The sequence below is a fragment of the Streptomyces sp. NPDC001599 genome (assembly GCF_042893535.1).
Lineage (GTDB): Bacteria > Actinomycetota > Actinomycetes > Streptomycetales > Streptomycetaceae > Streptomyces.
Map to the genome: position 1 here is coordinate 24,676 of NZ_JBIAVA010000005.1, position 17,151 is coordinate 41,826.

A 17,151-nucleotide genomic window follows, 5' to 3' on the forward strand; every position below is an offset into this window, starting at 1 on the left:
GGTCCCCACTCCACCGGCGTCCCATCGGCCGCGATGGGGGCCGCAGCCGACAAGCGCGCGTTGGGGTGGCGTCTCCCCCCGCCCCGCGGGCAGGACCACATGACCGACTGATCGTGCCGTCAGATCACCGCAGGCCGCGCTCCGGCCCTCACACCCACTCCACGTCCGACGAGACGTCCGAAGAGGCGCCAGGCGGCGGCAGCGGCGTTCTCAGCGCCTTCTGCACCGGCTGATGCCGATGTTTCTGCAAGCCGAGCGAGGTCAGCGCCGCCACCGCATCCGCCTCTGTGATGTCAGCCATAGCGTCAGCGATGCGGTGAAGCGGATCGCTCATCCCCCAGCCCCGTTTCCGCTGGTCAGCCGGACTTCTTGACCGTCAGCGGCAGCAGCTTCTTGCCCGTCGGGCCCGTTTGTGGCCATGTGTCGAACTGGGGGCAGACGCCGCAGTCGAAGCACGGGGTCCAGCGGCAGTCGTCGACCTCGGTCTCGTCGAGGGCGTCCTGCCAGTCCTCCCAGAGCCACTCCTTGTCGAGGCCGGAGTCGAGGTGGTCCCAGGGCAGGACCTCCTCGTAGCCGCGCTCGCGGGTGGTGTACCAGTCGACGTCGACGCCGGTCGGCTCCAGGGCCTTGTCGGCGCAGGCCATCCAGCGGTCGTAGGAGAAGTGCTCGCGCCAGCCGTCGAAGCGGCCGCCGTCGTCGTAGACGGCGCGGATGACGGCGCCGAGGCGGCGGTCGCCGCGGGAGAGGAGGCCCTCGACGATGCCGGGCTTGCCGTCGTGGTAGCGGAAGCCGATGGAGCGGCCGTACTTCTTGTCGCCGCGGATCTTGTCGCGGAGCTTCTGGAGGCGGGCGTCGGTCTCCTCGGCGGAGAGCTGCGGCGCCCACTGGAAGGGGGTGTGGGGCTTGGGGACGAAGCCGCCGATGGAGACCGTGCAGCGGATGTCGCCGGAGCCGGAGACCTCGCGGCCCTTGGCGATGACCCGGGTGGCCATGTCGGCGATCTGGAGGACGTCGTCGTCGGTCTCGGTGGGCAGGCCGCACATGAAGTACAGCTTCACCTGGCGCCAGCCGTTGCCGTAGGCGGTCGCGACGGTGCGGATGAGGTCGTCCTCCGAGACCATCTTGTTGATGACCTTGCGGATGCGCTCCGAGCCGCCCTCGGGGGCGAAGGTGAGGCCGGAGCGGCGGCCGTTGCGGGTCAGCTCGTTGGCCAGGTCGATGTTGAAGGCGTCGACACGGGTGGAGGGGAGGGACAGGCCGATCTTGTCCTCCTCGTACCGGTCGGCGAGGCCCTTGGCGACGTCGGCGATCTCCGTGTGGTCGGCGGAGGAGAGGGAGAGCAGGCCGACCTCCTCGAAGCCCGTCGCCTTGAGGCCCTTGTCGACCATCTCGCCGATGCCGGTGATGGAGCGCTCGCGCACCGGGCGGGTGATCATGCCGGCCTGGCAGAAGCGGCAGCCGCGGGTGCAGCCGCGGAAGATCTCCACGGACATGCGCTCGTGGACGGTCTCCGCGAGCGGGACGAGGGGCTGCTTGGGGTAGGGCCACTCGTCGAGGTCCATGACGGTGTGCTTGCTGACGCGCCACGGGACACCGGAGCGGTTGGGTACGACGCGGGCGATGCGGCCGTCGGGGAGGTACTCGACGTCGTAGAAGGCGGGGACGTAGACGCCGCCGGTCTTCGACAGGCGGAGGAGGAGTTCCTCGCGGCCGCCGGGGCGGCCCTCGGCCTTCCAGGCGCGGATGATCGCGGTGACTTCCAAAACGGCCTGTTCGCCGTCGCCGATGACCGCGCAGTCGATGAAGTCCGCGATCGGCTCGGGGTTGAAGGCCGCGTGGCCGCCGGCCAGGACGATCGGGTCGTCGATGCCGCGGTCCTTCGCCTCCAGCGGGATGCCCGCCAGGTCCAGGGCGGTGAGCATGTTGGTGTAGCCCAGCTCCGTGGAGAAGGAGAGGCCGAAGACGTCGAAGGCGCCGACCGGGCGGTGGCTGTCGACGGTGAACTGCGGGACGGAGTGCTCCCGCATCAGCTCCTCGAGGTCCGGCCAGACGCTGTAGGTGCGCTCGGCGAGGACGCCCTGCTGCTCGTTGAGCACCTCGTAGAGGATCATGACGCCCTGGTTGGGCAGGCCGACCTCGTAGGCGTCGGGGTACATCAGGGCCCAGCGGACGTCGCAGGATGCCCACTCCTTGACCGTGGAGTTCAGCTCTCCGCCGACGTACTGGATCGGCTTCTGCACATGCGGGAGCAGGGCTTCGAGCTGCGGAAACACGGACTCGGCGGCCGGGGAGGCTTCGGCAGGCATCTCACGGGACCTTTGTGTGCTGGCAAGGGGGACCATCCAGCCTAACCCGGCCGGACCGGTCCGCCTTACCGCTCACCCCCCGGGCGCCGTACCGCTCCCGCCCCCGGCGCCGTACCGCTCCCGCCCCGGGTGCCCGTGCTACGCCGACATCGGTCTCTGCACGGTGATCGACTGGAGCAGCCCTACCGCTATCCACACGGCGAACATGGAGGAGCCGCCGTAGGAGACGAAGGGCAGGGGCAGACCGGTGACCGGCATGATGCCGAGGGTCATGCCGACGTTCTCGAAGGTCTGGAAGGCGAACCAGGCGACGATCCCGGCGGCGACGACCGTGCCGTACAGGTCGGGGGTGCTGCGGGCGATGCGGCAGGCGCGCCAGAGGACCACGCCGAGCAGGGCGATGATGAGGCCCGCGCCGAGGAAGCCCAGTTCCTCGCCGGCGACGGTGAAGACGAAGTCGGTCTGCTGCTCGGGGACGAAGCGCCCGGTGGTCTGGGACCCCTCGAAGAGGCCGGAGCCGGTGAGTCCGCCGGAGCCGATGGCGATGCGGGCCTGGTTGGTGTTGTAGCCGACGCCGGCGGGGTCGAGGGCGGGGTTGGCGAAGGCGGCGAAGCGGGCGATCTGGTAGTCGTCCAGGATGCCGAGCTGCCAGACGGCGAGCGCGCCCGCGGTGCCGGCGCCGAGCAGGCCGAAGATCCAGCGGTTGCTGGCGCCGGAGGCGAGCAGGATGCCGAGCACGATGATGACCATGACCATGACCGACCCGAGGTCGGGCATGAGCATCACGATGAGCATCGGCACGGTGGCCAGGCCCAGGGCCTGGAGCACGGTGCGGTGGTCGGGGTGCGGCCGGTCCCCCGCGTCGACGCGTGCGGCCAGCAGCATCGCCATGCCCAGGATGATCGTGATCTTCACGAACTCCGAGGGCTGGAGGGAGAAGCCGCCGGGGAGCTTGATCCAGGAGTGGGCACCGTTGATGGTCGAGCCGAGCGGGGTGAGCACCAGCAGGATCAGGAACACCGAGAAGCCGTACAGGAGCGGCACGGCGGTGCGCAGGGCGCGGTGGCCGAGCCAGACGGTGGCGACCATCAGGGCGAGCCCGATGCCGGTGTTCAGCAGGTGCCGGGTGAGGAAGTAGTACTGGTCGCCCTGGTTGAGTTCGGTGCGGTTGCGGGTCGCGGAGTAGACGAGCAGCGAGCCCATGAGGGAGAGCGCTACGGCGGCCAGCAGTATCGGCCAGTCGAGCCGCCGGGCCAGGGAGTCCCGGGCGAAGAGGCGGGTCCAGCCGCCCTTGTCGGGACCGTAGCCGGAGACGTGGAAGCTGTTGCCGGTCATGCGCGTGCCCTCCGGCTTCTTCCCCTGCCGCCCGGCCGGGCGCCGCGCCCGGAGCCGCGCGCGCCGCCTCGGCGTCGGTGGCGCCGGGTGTCGCGGTTGTCCCCGTTCTGGTTGGGGGTGGTGGCGGGCTGGTCGCCCTCCTCGACGGGGGCGTACTCCTGGTCCGGGGATGCCTTCTCGTCGGGCTGGAGCTCCTTGACGATGTCCTTCGGCATCTTCGGCGACAGGATCGTGCCGTCCGTCTTGATCTTCGGGAGGCTCGCCTGCGGCTTGGGCAGCAGCGCCTTCTTCGGGTCGATGTCGCCGTCGTCCGAGACGCCGTACAGCGCGTCGTAGATGTTGCGGACGGCCGGGCCGGAGGCGCCGGAGCCGGTGCCGCCCTGGGAGATCGTCATGACGATCGAGTAGTCCTTGGTGTACGTCGCGAACCAGGACGTGGTCTGCTTGCCGTAGACCTCGGCGGTACCGGTCTTGGCGTGCATCGGGATCTTGTCCTGCGGCCAGCCGACCTGGGCGAACCGCCAGGCGGCGGTGCCGCGGCTGGCGACGCCGGCGAGGGCCTCGTCCATCTTGGCCAGCGTGGTCTTGCTTATGGGCAGCTTGCCGTGGGCCGTGGGCTCGATCTCGCGGACGGTCTTGCCGTCGGGGCTGACGACGGCCTTGCCGATGCTCGGGTCGTAGAGGGTGCCGCCGTTGGAGATGGCCGCGTAGATGGTGGCCATCTGGATGGGGGTGACGAGGGTGTCGCCCTGGCCGATGGAGTAGTTGATGGAGTCACCGGCGCGCATCTTGTTGCCGCTGTGGCAGTTCTCGAACGCGATCTTCTCGACGTAGGAGCCGTCCTTCTTGCCGGACTTGCACCAGGCGTCCTTGTTGGCCTCCCAGTAGTCCTGCTTCCACTGGCGGTCGGGGACGCGGCCGGTGACCTCGTTGGGGAGGTCGATGCCGGTCTTGTCGCCGAGGCCGAACTGGTGCGCGGCCTTGTAGAAGTAGTCGTTGGGGTTCTTGGGGTTCATCCCGCCGTCCTTCTTCCACTCCTGGTGGGACAGGCGGTAGAAGACGGTGTCGCAGGAGAGCTCCAGGGCGCGGCCGATGGTGATCATGCCTTCGTTGGCCGACTCGAAGTTCTTGAAGACCTGGCCGCCGACGTTGTAGGCGCTGGAGCAGTCGTAGTTGCCGTCGAAGTCGTAGCCGGCCTCGACCGCGGCGGCCGAGGAGACGACCTTGAAGATGGAGCCCGGGGCGGCCTGGCCCTGGGTGGCGCGGTTGAGCAGCGGGTAGTTGGAGTCCTTGCCGGTGAGCTTCCTGTAGTCCTTGGCGGAGATGCCGCCGACCCAGGCGTTGGGGTCGTAGTCGGGGTTGGAGGCCATGGCGACGACGCGGCCGGTCTTGGCCTCCATCACGACGACGGCTCCGGCGTCGGCCTCGTAGGTCCGGTTGGTGTTGCGGTCCATCTCCTTGCGGGCGGCCTTCATCGCCTCGTTCAGCTCGTACTCGGCGACCCGCTGGACGCGGGCGTCGATGCTGGTGACGAGGTTGGAGCCGGGGGTGCCCGGGTCGGACTCGGCCTCGCCGATGACGCGGCCGAGGTTGTCGACCTCGTAGCGGGTGACGCCGGCCTTGCCGCGCAGTGCCTTGTCGTACTGGCGCTCCAGGCCGGAGCGGCCGACCTGGTCGGAGCGCAGGTAGGGCGAGTCGGTGTCCTGGGCCTTCTGCAGTTCCTCGTCGGTGACCGGCGAGAGGTAGCCGAGGACCTGGGCGGTGTTGGACTTGCCGGGGGCGGCGTAGCGGCGTACGGCCATGGGTTCGGCGGTGATGCCGGGGAAGTCCTCGGCGCGTTCGCGGATCTGCAGGGCCTGCTTGACGGTGGCCTCGTCGGTGACGGGGATCGGCTGGTAGGGCGAGCCGTTCCAGCAGGGCTGCGGGGTCTCGGCGTCGCAGAGCCGGACCTTGTCGATGACGTCCTGGGGCTTCATGCCGAGGACACCGGCGAGCTTGGTGAGGACGGCCTTGCCGTCGTCCTTCATCTTCAGCAGGTCGGTGCGGGAGGCGGAGACGACGAGGCGGGTCTCGTTGTCGGCGAGGGCGACACCTCGGGCGTCCAGGATCGAGCCGCGGGTGGCGGGCTGGACGACCTGCTGGACGTGGTTGCCGGAGGCCTCCTCGGCGTACTCGTCGCCCTGGCGGATCTGGAGGTACCAGAGGCGGCCGCCGAGGGTGGCGAGGAGGGAGAGGACGAGGATCTGGATGACGACGAGCCGGGTCTGGACGCGGGTGCTGCGGCCGGTCTCGGGGATATTGGTCACTGGTTCTGGCTCCCCCTCACGAAGTGTGCGCTGCTGGAATGCTGCCGCGTCGTCACAGCCGCTTGACCCCCTTGATGCGTCCGGCGCGGGCCACGCGGGCGCGGGCCGTCTTCACCCGCAGGGCGTTGCGCTGTCTGCCGATGCGCAGGCCGGTGCCTCCGGAGAGCCAGCCGGAGGAGATGTCGGGGCTCTGGGCGGCGGAGTTGGTGTCGGCCAGCGGGTCGTGCTCGGCGCGCCGGGCGAGCGCCATGATGCCGGGGACGACGAAGGGCGCGAGCAGCAGGTCGTACAGGGCGGCCGTGAACAGCAGGCTGGGCAGGCCTACGTGGCGGGCGGCGGTGTCGCCGACGAGGGCGCCGACGCCCGCGTAGAGCAGGGTGGTGCCGACGGCGGCGGCGACCACGACGACCATGGGGCCGGTGGCCGAGCGGAGCCGTCCGTTGTCCGGTCTGGCGAGTCCGGCGAGGTAGCCGATGACGCAGAGCACGAGGGCGTAGCGGCCGGCGGCGTGGTCGGCGGGCGGGGCGAGGTCGGCGAGGAGTCCGGCGCCGAAGCCGACGAGGGCGCCGCCGACATGGCCGTAGACCAGGGCGAGGCCGAGGACGGTGAGCAGCAGCAGGTCGGGGACGGCGCCGGGCAGGTGGAGGCGGGCGAGGACGCTCACCTGGACCACCAGGGCGACGACGACGAGGGCGACGGACAGCAGGATCCGGTTGACGCGCATGGGGTGAAGGCTCCTACGGCTCGGGCTGCTCGTTCTGCTGCTCTGTCTGGTCGTTCTGGCCGGTCGCGTCGTTCTGACCGGTCGCGTCGTTCTGACCGGTCGCGTCGTTCTGACCGGCCTCGTCGTTCTGGGCCTGGCCCTCGGGGTCGGCCCCGGGGGTGACGGTGACCGTCACGGTCGGCGTGGGCTTGGACTGCTTCTTCTCCGGGAGCACCGTGTCGCGCGGGTCCTTCGACGGGGCCTGGACGACGACGCCGACGATGTCGAGCTTGGTGAAGCTGACGAACGGCGTGACGTCGAGGATGCGGGTCAGGTCGCCGCCGTTGGGGTCGACGCGGGTGATGGTGCCGACGGGCACGCCGGGCACGAAGGGCTTGTCGGCCTGGGAGCCGAAGGTGACGAGGCGGTCGCCCTTCTTGACGTCGGCCTTGCCGTTGAGGAGTTCGACGCGCAGGGGGCGGCTGCCCTGGCCGGAGGCGAAGCCGAGTTCGTCGCCGGACTCCATCCGGGTGCCGACGGTGAAGTCCGGGTCGTTGGCGAGCAGCACGGTGGCGGTGTTCGGGCCGACGGTGGTCACGCGTCCGACGAGGCCGTCGCCGTTGAGGACGGTCATGTCGCGCTTGACGCCGTCGTTGGCACCGGCGTCGATGGTGATGGTCCAGGAGAAGCCCTGGGCCGCTCCTATGGCGATGACCTGGGCGCCCTTGATGCCGTACTGCCCGGCGCCGGCCAGCCCGAGCATCTTGTCGAACTGCTTCAGCCGGCTGCGGCCGCGCTCGTCGCTGCCGAGCTTCGCCTTGAGGGCGGCGTTCTCCGTCTCCAGCTGCGCGAGCCGGTCGTGCCGGTCGCCGGAGTCGCGGATCGCGGAGACCGCGTTGCCGACCGGGTCGACCGCGGAGGAGACCCCGTTCTCGATCGGACCGAAGACGTTGGCCGCGGCCTGCCGGGCTCCGTCGACCGGTGAGTCCTCCCCGCCGCGGATGTCCACCGTGATCAGTGCGAACGCGATGGCGATCAGCAGCACCAGGAGCAGCCGGCTCTCTTTCGTGTCCCTCACGTGCGGCGGCCGTGCCTTCCTCGTCGAAATTCGGGAATCTCGGAATGTACGTGGCGGTGTTCAGGAATTCAGCTGATTCGGTACGTCGGGCGCTTCACGCGCATCCGGTACCGCAACCCTCTATATCAACGATCCGCCGCACGAGAGGAGATCGTCTCGTACGGCGGAACCGAAGTGTTACGTCATCTGCGGGGCGAGGCGTCCAGCACCTGCTGGAGCGCCTCGAACTCCTCGACGCACTTGCCGCTGCCGAGCGCCACGCTGTCCAGCGGGTCCTCGGCGATGTGGATGGGCATCCCGGTCTCCCGGCGCAGCCGTTCGTCGAGCCCGCGCAGCAGCGCACCGCCACCGGTCAGGACGATGCCCCGGTCCATGATGTCGCCGGACAGCTCCGGCGGACACTTGTCGAGGGTGGTCTTGACGGCGTCGACGATGGCGTTGACCGGCTCTTCGATCGCCTTGCGCACTTCGCCGGCGGAGATGACGACGGTCTTGGGCAGCCCGGAGACGAGGTCCCGGCCGCGGATTTCGGTGTGCTCGTCGGAGTCGAGGTCGTACGCCGAACCGATCGTGATCTTGATCTGTTCGGCCGTGCGCTCACCCAGCAGAAGGCTGTACTCCTTCTTCACGTGCTGGATGATCGCGTTGTCCAGCTCGTCACCCGCGACGCGGATGGACTGGGCGGTGACGATGCCGCCGAGCGAGATGACCGCGACCTCCGTGGTGCCGCCGCCGATGTCCACCACCATGTTGCCCGTGGCCTCGTGGACCGGCAGGCCGGAGCCGATGGCCGCGGCCATGGGCTCCTCGATGATGTGCACCTGTCGGGCGCCGGCCTGGGACGACGCCTCGATGACGGCGCGGCGCTCGACGCCGGTGATGCCGGAGGGCACACAGACGACGACCCGCGGACGAGCCAGATACCGCCGCTTGTGGATCTTCAGGATGAAGTAGCGCAGCATCCGCTCGGTGATCTCGAAGTCGGCGATGACGCCGTCCTTCAGCGGGCGCACGGCAACGATGTTGCCGGGCGTGCGCCCGATCATCTTCTTCGCTTCGGCGCCGACCGCGAGGATGCCACCGGTGTTGGTGTTGATCGCGACGACGGACGGCTCGTTGAGTACGATCCCGCGACCCCTGACGTACACCAGCGTGTTGGCGGTCCCGAGGTCGACAGCCATGTCACGGCCGATGAACGACATTGAGTTCCCCATCAGGATTCGACTGGCCTTCCCAGGAGCTTTTGAGGGCTTTTCAGGTAGGCGAAGTGGGTGCAGTGACGCGTGGAGGCTTCCATCGTAGACGCGCTTTCGCGAACACTGCGCGAGGGTCTTCGCCATTGTCAGCAGATGGCGCACCGCCTCGCTTGTGGAGACGGGCCAACGGTGGGATCCGTTCCCCCGATCAGGCGCGCATATGCCACAGGGCGGTCGCTTTTACGCGACCGCCCCGGCTCCGCCCGGTCCATTCGACTGACATGGCGTCAGAAAAAAGACGTTCCGGCGTGTCCCGAAGAAGGATCAGACCCGGCCCGGGAAGAAGATCTTCAGCTCGCGCTCGGCGGACTCCTCGGAGTCGGAGGCGTGGATCAGGTTCTCGCGGACGATCACACCGTAGTCCCCGCGGATGGAGCCCGGGGCGGCGGCGATCGGGTCGGTCGGACCGGCCAGCGCGCGCACGCCCTCGATGACCCGCTCGCCCTCGACGACCATCGCCACGACCGGCCCGGAGGCCATGAACTCGACCAGCGGCTCGTAGAACGGCTTGCCCTTGTGCTCGCCGTAGTGCTGCTCCAGCGTCTCGGTGTCCAGGGTGCGCAGTTCCAGCGCGGTGATCTGCCAGCCGGCCTTGCGCTCGATACGGCTGATGATCTCGCCGGTCAGGCCACGACGGACGGCGTCGGGCTTGAGGAGGACGAGGCTGCGCTGGGTCACGAGGGCTCCCTTGGAGATGTTCGACATGTGCGGTCGTGCGGGTGATGACTGAGATTACCGGGCGTGTCGCGGCATCCGTCACGCAGCGTCAGGCATACCGGGCCCGTCGGCCGCGTCCCGCACTCAGGCGGGGTCGGGTGCGGACGCCTCGGCCTGGGCGGCGAACCTCGCCTTCGCCTCGTCGATCTTCCGCCCGTAGTGCACGGAGGCCCACCACAGGGCGGCGAAGATCGCGCCGAGGAAGAACATGGTCGGCACCACGAAACCGGAGGCGATCAGCGCGATCTGCAGCGCCCAGCCGAGGGCGATCCCGCCGGGCCGGGTGATGACCCCGCACAGCAGCACGCTGAGGACCATCGCGATGCCGCTGACCGTCCACACCGTCCCCACCGACAGGTCCGGGTCCTTCATGGCGACCAGTCCGGCGAAGCCGATCACGAAGAACTCGCCGATCAGCGTCGAAGCACAGAGCGTACGCACGGTTTCTCAGCCCCTCCTCAGGAGCAGTCGGGCCTCGCCGACGGTGATGACGGAACCGGTGACGAGCACACCGCCGCCCGCGAACTCGCCCTCCTCCTCGGCCAGCGTGATCGCGGCCTCCAGGGCGTCCGGCAGCCGCGGCTCGACCTGGACGCGGTCGTCGCCGAAGACCTCGACGGCGACCGCGGCCAGCTCGTCGGCGTCCATCGCGCGGTGGCTGGAGTTCTGGGTGACGACGACCTCGGCGAAGACCGGCTCGAAGGCTTCAAGGAGCCCCCGCACGTTCTTGTCGGCGCTGGCGCCGACCACCCCGATGAGGCGGCTGAACTGGAAGGCCTCCCCCACCGCCTCGGCGGTGACCCGGGCGCCGGCCGGGTTGTGCGCGGCGTCCAGCACCACGGTCGGCGAGCGCCGCACCACCTCCATCCGCCCCGGCGAGGCGACGGAGGCGAAGGCCTTGCGGACCGTGTCGATGTCCAGCGACTCGGGGCGCTGCGCGCCGACACCGAAGAACGCCTCGACGGCGGCCAGCGCCACCGCCGCGTTGTGCGCCTGGTGGGCGCCGTGCAGCGGCAGGTAGACCTCGGTGTACTCGCCGCCGAGCCCGCGCAGGGTGACCAGCTGCCCGCCGACGGCGACCTCGCGGGCGACGACGCCGAACTCCAGCCCCTCGCGGGCCACGGTGGCGTTGACGTCGACGGCCTTCTTCAGCATCACCTGCGCCGCGTCCACCGGCTGCTGGGCCAGGATCACGGTGGCGTCCTGCTTGATGATCCCGGACTTCTCGACCGCGATCTCGCCGGGCGTGCCGCCGAGCCGGTCGGTGTGGTCCAGGTCGATGGGGGTGACGACGGCGACGTCCCCGTCGATGACGTTGGTGGCGTCCCAGGAGCCGCCCATCCCGACCTCGACGACGGCCACGTCCACGGGTGCGTCGGCGAAGGCGGCGTACGCCATGCCGGTCAGCACCTCGAAGAACGACAGCCGGTACTCCTGCTGGCCGTCGACCATCTCGACGTACGGCTTGACGTCCTCGTACGTCTCGACGAACCGCTCGGCGGAGATCGGCGCCCCGTCCAGGCTGATCCGCTCGGTGATCGACTGCACGTGCGGCGAGGTGTACCGCCCGGTGCGCAGGTCGAAGGCGCCGAGCAGGGCCTCGATCATGCGGGCGGTGGAGGTCTTGCCGTTGGTCCCGGTGATGTGGATGGAGGGGTACGAGCGCTGCGGCTCGCCCAGTACGTCCATCAGCGCGGCGATCCTGGTGACGGACGGCTCCAGCTTGGTCTCGCCCCAGCGGGTCGCCAGCTCCGTCTCGACGGCGCGCAGGGCCGCGTCCACCTCGGGGTCCTCGGGGCGCCCGGGGACGTCGGCCTCCGGGGGGCCGCCCTGGGTGCGCAGGGTGCGGCTGCCGGCCTCGATGACGGCGAGGTCGGGGTCGCGGGTGGTCTCCGCCGCGATGATCTCGTCGAAGTCGTTGGCGGGGTCGGAGGGGTCGGGCTGGTCGTTCTCGCCGGGGATGTCGCTCACGGGGACCAGTCTACGTACCCCGTGCCGCGTAACCGCGGGCAGTCGCGCCCCCCCCCAGCCGCGGGCAGTCGTGCCGCTGGGGCGATGGGGGCCCCCGCTCAGCGCCGGGCTGCGCGACCCGCCCCTTGGCCGCCCACGGAGAGGGGCTGCTTGGGTTCAACGGCGAGTGCAGCGCCGTCGTGGCTGGTCGCGCAGTTCCCCGCGCCCCTGGGTTGGCTACGCCTCCGGCAGCTTTTCCAGCTGGGCGGTGATGCGGGCGATGTCCTCGTCCGCCTTGGTCAGGCGGCCGCGGATCTTGTCCACGACGTGGTCCGGCGCCTTGGCGAGGAACGCCTCGTTGCCGAGCTTGGCGTTCGCCTGGGCCTTCTCCTTCTCGGCGGCGGCGAGGTCCTTCGCCAGGCGCTTGCGCTCCGCGGCGAAGTCGATGACGCCGGAGAGGTCGAGGGCCACCTCGACGCCCGCGACCGGCAGCGTGGCCGTCGCCGTGAAGGCGTCACCCTCCGGCTGGAGCCGCAGCAGCTGCCGGACGGCCGCCTCGTGGGCCGCGAGCGCGCTGCCCGCGAGGGTGAGCCGGGCCGGGACCCGCTGGCCGGGCTGGAGCCCCTGGTCGGCACGGAAGCGCCGGACCTCGGTGATGACGGACTGGACGGTCTCGATCTCCCGCTCGGCGTCGGCGTCCCGGAAGCCGGAGTCGGTCGGCCACTCGGCGATGACGACCGACTCGCCACCCGTGAGCGTCGTCCACAGCGTCTCCGTGACGAAGGGCACGACCGGGTGGAGGAGACGCAGCGTCACGTCCAGGACCTCGCCCAGGACGCGCTTGGAGACCTCGGCGGCCTCGCCGCCCGCCTGGAAGGTGGTCTTGGACAGCTCGACGTACCAGTCGAAGACCTCGTCCCAGGCGAAGTGGAACAGGGCGTCGGAGAGCTTCGCGAACTGGTAGTCCTCGTAGTACGCGTCGACCTCGGCGACGACCGAGTTCAGCCGGGAGAGGATCCACCGGTCGGTCGAGGACATCCTCGACGCGTCCGGCAGCGGGCCCTGGACCGTCGCGCCGTTCATCAGCGCGAAGCGGGTGGCGTTCCAGATCTTGTTGGCGAAGTTGCGGGAGCCCTGGACCCAGTCCTCGCCGATCGGCACGTCGACGCCCGGGTTGGCGCCGCGCGCGAGGGTGAAGCGCAGGGCGTCGGAGCCGTACTTGTCCATCCAGTCCAGCGGGTTGACCACGTTCCCGAAGGACTTGGACATCTTCTTGCCGTTCTGGTCACGGACCATGCCGTGCAGGGCGATGGTGTGGAACGGCGGGGTGCCGTCCATCGCGTAGAGGCCGAACATCATCATCCGGGCGACCCAGAAGAAGAGGATGTCGTAGCCGGTGACCAGGACCGAGTTCGGGTAGAACTTCGCGAGCGACTCGGTCTGCTCGGGCCAGCCGAGCGTGGAGAACGGCCACAGGCCGGAGGAGAACCAGGTGTCCAGGACGTCGGAGTCCTGGTACCAGCCCTCGCCGCTCGGCGGCTCCTCGCCGGGTCCGACGCAGACGACCTCGCCCTCGGGGCCGTACCAGACGGGGATGCGGTGGCCCCACCACAGCTGGCGCGAGATGCACCAGTCGTGGAGGTTGTCGACCCAGTCGAAGTACCGCTTCTCCATCTCCTGCGGGTGGATCTTGACCTTGCCGTCGTGGACCGCGTCACCGGCGGCCTTCGCCAGCGGGCCGACCTTGACCCACCACTGCATGGACAGGCGCGGCTCGATGGTGGTCTTGCAGCGCGAGCAGTGGCCGACGCTGTGGACGTAGGGCCGCTTCTCGGCGACGATCCGGCCCTCGGCGCGCAGCGCGGCGACGATGGCGGAGCGGGCCTCGAGCCGGTCCTGGCCCTGGAAGGGGCCGTGGGCGGTGATGACGGCGTGCTCGTCCATCACGGCGATGGAGGGCAGGCCGTGCCGCTGGCCGATCTCGAAGTCGTTCGGGTCGTGGGCGGGCGTCACCTTGACGGCGCCGGTGCCGAACTCGGGGTCGACGTGCTCGTCGGCGACGACCGGGATGGAGCGGTCGGTCAGCGGCAGCTTGATGAGCTTGCCGACCAGGTGCTTGTAGCGCTCGTCCTCGGGGTGGACGGCGACGGCGGTGTCGCCGAGCATCGTCTCCGCGCGGGTGGTGGCGACGACGATGGTCTCGTCGCCCTCCCCGTACTTCATGGAGACCAGCTCGCCGTCGTCGTCCTGGTACTCGACCTCGATGTCGGAGATCGCGGTCAGACAGCGCGGGCACCAGTTGATGATGCGCTCGGCTCGGTAGATCAGCTCGTCGTCGTAGAGCCGCTTGAAGATGGTCTGGACGGCCTGGGAGAGGCCCTCGTCCATCGTGAAGCGCTCGCGCGACCAGGCGACCGCGTCGCCGAGGCGGCGCATCTGGCCGGAAATCTGCCCTCCGGACTCGCTCTTCCACTGCCAGACACGCTCGACGAAGGCCTCCCGGCCGAGGTCGTGCCGGGACTTGCCCTCCTTGCCCAGCTCCCGCTCGACGACGTTCTGGGTGGCGATGCCGGCGTGGTCCATGCCGGGCTGCCACAGCGTCTCGAAGCCCTGCATGCGCTTGCGGCGGGTCAGGGCGTCGATGAGCGTGTGCTCGAAGGCGTGCCCGAGGTGCAGGCTGCCCGTGACGTTCGGCGGCGGGATGACGACGGTGTACGGCGGCTTGTCGCTCTTGGCGTCGGCCTCGAAGTAACCCCGTTCCACCCAGCGCTCGTACAGCTGCCCCTCTACCTCGGCCGGCGTGTACTGGGTCGGCAGTTCGGTGCTGGGTGCGGGCTGCGGCTGCTGAGAGTTCTCGGTCACGGGGGTCAGTTTACGGGCGTCACGGCGCTGTCCCGAAACGCGTTTCTTCTGTAACGGTGCGGCCCCCGGTGACCTGCGCACGCCAGGTCTGAGTCAGGATGTCAGAACCACGTAAAGCATCTGAGGGGGAACCCAGGAATGAGTCACAACCAGCCGGGCCCGTACGGCGGGCAGCCCCAGCAGCCCGGACCGTACGGCCAGCCGGGCCCGTACGGTCAGCAGCCGCCGCAGGCTCCCCAGCCCGGCTACGGCTACCCCCAGCAGACGCCTCCCCCGCAGCAGCCGGGCTACGGCTACCCGCAGCAGCCCCAGCAGGGCGGCGTCCCCCCGCAGGCGCCGCCGTACGGCCAGCAGCCCGGCTACGGCCAGCAGCCCCCGTACGGCCAGCAGCCGCCCTACGGTCAGCAGCCCTACGGCATGCCCCAGCCCCCGGCTCCGGGCGGCAGCGGCAAGAAGAAGGCCGGTCTGATCATCGGCGCGGTCGCCGTCGTGGCGGCGATCGGCGTGGGGGTCTACTTCGTGATCGGCGGCGGCGGTGGCGCGGGCGGCCTGGAGGACGACGGCGCGCACAAGCTGACGACGCCGGCGAAGGCGCTCGGCGAGTACACGAAGGTCCAGGGCCAGGAGAGCGGTGACTCCGACACCGCGAAGGACATGGAGAAGAGCGGCGTCAAGGACGGCACCGCCGTGATCGGGCAGTGGTCGACCGCCGACCTCAGCGGTTACGACCCCGAGGACCCGTCCACGCTGCCCGACAAGTCGGAGCTGCTGACCGCCAAGGGCTTCACCATGGTGGGCGGTTACGGCAAGATCGACGACCCCCAGGCGACCCTGGACAAGTTCTTCGCCAACATCCAGAAGGAAGTCAAGGACAGCTCCACCAGCGACACCGGCGGCATGCAGAACGCCGAGCTGGTCGGCGAGCCCGAGGAGGTCGAGATCGACGGCACGGTCGCCAAGTGCCAGTCGACCAAGGCCACCAACGCGCTCACCAAGAAGGAGTCGACCGACTGGTTCTGCGCCTGGGCCGACTACAGCACGATCGCCATGGTCTCCCCGGGCGACAATGCCGGTACCGGGGTCGGCAAGGAGAAGGCGATCGACATCACCTCGAAGCTGCGGGACGAGGTCCGCGTCAAGTCCTGACGCGCGTCGAACGGCAACGCGGGAGGGGCCCGGTCGAATCCGACCGGGCCCCTCCCGTGCGTGGTGCCTGACCGGCTACGCCGTCTTCTGCTCGCCCGGACCCCGGCCCCGCGAATCCCGGGGGATCAGCGTCGGGTTGACGTTGGAGAGGACCACGTCGGCGGTGATGACGACGCGGGCCACGTCCTTGCGGGACGGGACCTCGTACATCACGCCCTGGAGGACCTCCTCCATGATGGCGCGCAGGCCGCGGGCGCCGGTCTGGCGGAGGATGGCCTGGTCGGCGATGGCCTCCAGGGCCTCGCGCTCGAAGTCCAGCTCCACACCGTCGAGTTCGAAGAGGCGCTCGTACTGCTTGACGAGGGCGTTGCGCGGCTCGACCAGGATCTGGAGGAGCGCCTCGCGGTCGAGGTTGTGGACGGAGGTGATGACGGGAAGACGGCCGATGAACTCGGGAATCATGCCGAACTTGACCAGGTCCTCCGGCATGACCTGCTCGAACTGGTCCTTGGACTCGATCTCCCGCTTGGAGCGGATCGTCGCGCCGAAGCCGATGCCCTTGGCGCCGGCCCGGCCCTCGATGATCTTCTCCAGGCCCGCGAAGGCACCGCCCACGATGAACAGCACGTTCGTCGTGTCGATCTGGATGAACTCCTGGTGCGGGTGCTTGCGGCCGCCCTGCGGCGGGACCGAGGCGGTGGTGCCCTCCAGGATCTTCAGCAGGGCCTGCTGGACGCCCTCGCCCGACACGTCGCGGGTGATGGAGGGGTTTTCACTCTTCCGCGCGACCTTGTCGATCTCGTCGATGTAGATGATCCCGGTCTCGGCCTTCTTGACGTCGTAGTCCGCAGCCTGGATCAGCTTCAGCAGGATGTTCTCGACGTCCTCGCCGACGTACCCCGCCTCGGTGAGCGCCGTGGCGTCGGCGATCGCGAACGGGACGTTCAGCATGCGGGCGAGGGTCTGGGCGAGGAGGGTCTTGCCGGAGCCCGTGGGGCCCAGCAGGAGGATGTTGGACTTCGCCAACTCGATGGCGTCCTCGCGGCCTTGGGCGCCGCCGTTCTCGCCGGCCTGGACCCGCTTGTAGTGGTTGTACACCGCGACGGAGAGGGCCTTCTTGGCCGCCTCCTGGCCGACCACGTAGCTCTCGAGGAACTCGTAGATCTCGCGAGGCTTCGGGAGCTCCTCCCAGCGCACCTCGCTGGTCTCGGCCAGCTCCTCCTCGATGATCTCGTTGCAGAGGTCGATGCACTCGTCGCAGATGTACACACCGGGCCCTGCGATGAGCTTCTTGACCTGCTTCTGGCTCTTCCCGCAGAACGAGCACTTGAGCAGATCGCCGCCGTCACCGATGCGTGCCACGGTGTGCTTCCCCTTCGCCTGGGAGACTCCCGGACGTCGACGTCACGTCAACGGCGGGCGGACTCCTGGTGCTGCCTTATGTCCGACGGTACCTTGCCGGGCCCCTCGTCCGGGCCCCCCTTGGCACGGT

The 17,151-nt window shown here is 69.6% G+C and carries 13 protein-coding genes; 1 reads left to right on the forward strand and 12 read right to left on the reverse strand.

What is annotated here, in order from left to right; genetic code table 11:
- Positions 1-148: 148 nt before the first annotated feature.
- The 11 genes from ACFYZ3_RS14970 to ACFYZ3_RS15020 form a co-directional block, all read right to left on the reverse strand.
- Complete coding sequence (locus ACFYZ3_RS14970) at positions 149-334, reverse strand: hypothetical protein (RefSeq protein ID WP_388516922.1); 186 nt, start codon at positions 332-334, stop codon at positions 149-151.
- A gap of 22 nt (positions 335-356) precedes the next feature.
- Positions 357-2,306 (reverse strand): TIGR03960 family B12-binding radical SAM protein, encoded by a 1,950-nt coding sequence (locus tag ACFYZ3_RS14975; protein ID WP_388516925.1) that lies wholly within the window; start codon positions 2,304-2,306, stop codon positions 357-359.
- A 138-nt stretch (positions 2,307-2,444) separates the two neighbouring features.
- A complete protein-coding gene (rodA, locus tag ACFYZ3_RS14980; protein ID WP_388516927.1) occupies positions 2,445-3,641 on the reverse strand; it encodes a rod shape-determining protein RodA in 1,197 nt (398 codons plus the stop codon).
- Positions 3,638-5,947: a penicillin-binding protein 2 gene (gene mrdA / locus ACFYZ3_RS14985; protein ID WP_388516930.1), complete on the reverse strand. Its 2,310-nt coding sequence runs from the start codon at positions 5,945-5,947 to the stop codon at positions 3,638-3,640. Before mrdA ends, rodA begins: the two co-directional genes overlap by 4 nt.
- Positions 5,948-5,999: 52 nt before the next feature.
- Complete coding sequence (gene mreD, locus ACFYZ3_RS14990; RefSeq protein WP_388516933.1) at positions 6,000-6,671, reverse strand: rod shape-determining protein MreD; 672 nt, start codon at positions 6,669-6,671, stop codon at positions 6,000-6,002.
- A 13-nt stretch (positions 6,672-6,684) separates the two neighbouring features.
- The gene (mreC, locus tag ACFYZ3_RS14995) at positions 6,685-7,728 is read right to left on the reverse strand and encodes a rod shape-determining protein MreC (RefSeq protein WP_388516936.1); all 1,044 of its coding nucleotides are present in this window, start codon (positions 7,726-7,728) and stop codon (positions 6,685-6,687) included.
- A 182-nt stretch (positions 7,729-7,910) separates the two neighbouring features.
- A complete protein-coding gene (locus ACFYZ3_RS15000; RefSeq protein ID WP_059302343.1) occupies positions 7,911-8,930 on the reverse strand; it encodes a rod shape-determining protein in 1,020 nt (339 codons plus the stop codon).
- 318 nt (positions 8,931-9,248) lie between these two features.
- Entirely contained in the window at positions 9,249-9,662 is a 414-nt protein-coding gene (ndk, locus tag ACFYZ3_RS15005; RefSeq protein ID WP_003976187.1) for a nucleoside-diphosphate kinase, read from the reverse strand.
- A 123-nt stretch (positions 9,663-9,785) separates the two neighbouring features.
- Positions 9,786-10,142 carry a DUF4233 domain-containing protein gene (locus ACFYZ3_RS15010; protein WP_115742109.1) on the reverse strand — a complete coding sequence of 119 codons (357 nt, stop codon included), beginning with the start codon at positions 10,140-10,142 and terminating at the stop codon, positions 9,786-9,788.
- A 6-nt stretch (positions 10,143-10,148) separates the two neighbouring features.
- Positions 10,149-11,672, reverse strand: a complete 1,524-nt coding sequence (locus tag ACFYZ3_RS15015) for a bifunctional folylpolyglutamate synthase/dihydrofolate synthase (RefSeq protein WP_388516941.1) — start codon at positions 11,670-11,672, stop codon at positions 10,149-10,151.
- A 216-nt stretch (positions 11,673-11,888) separates the two neighbouring features.
- Positions 11,889-14,513 (reverse strand): valine--tRNA ligase, encoded by a 2,625-nt coding sequence (locus ACFYZ3_RS15020; RefSeq protein ID WP_388516944.1) that lies wholly within the window; start codon positions 14,511-14,513, stop codon positions 11,889-11,891.
- Positions 14,514-14,651: 138 nt separating this feature from the next.
- Here ACFYZ3_RS15020 and ACFYZ3_RS15025 point away from each other — a divergent pair, with 138 nt between their 5' ends.
- Entirely contained in the window at positions 14,652-15,659 is a 1,008-nt protein-coding gene (locus ACFYZ3_RS15025; protein WP_388516947.1) for a hypothetical protein, read from the forward strand.
- A 75-nt stretch (positions 15,660-15,734) separates the two neighbouring features.
- Here ACFYZ3_RS15025 and clpX read toward each other — a convergent pair whose 3' ends face one another.
- Positions 15,735-17,021, reverse strand: coding sequence for an ATP-dependent Clp protease ATP-binding subunit ClpX (clpX, locus tag ACFYZ3_RS15030; RefSeq protein ID WP_076974314.1), 1,287 nt, complete (start codon positions 17,019-17,021; stop codon positions 15,735-15,737).
- Between the last annotated feature and the right edge of the window lie 130 nt (positions 17,022-17,151).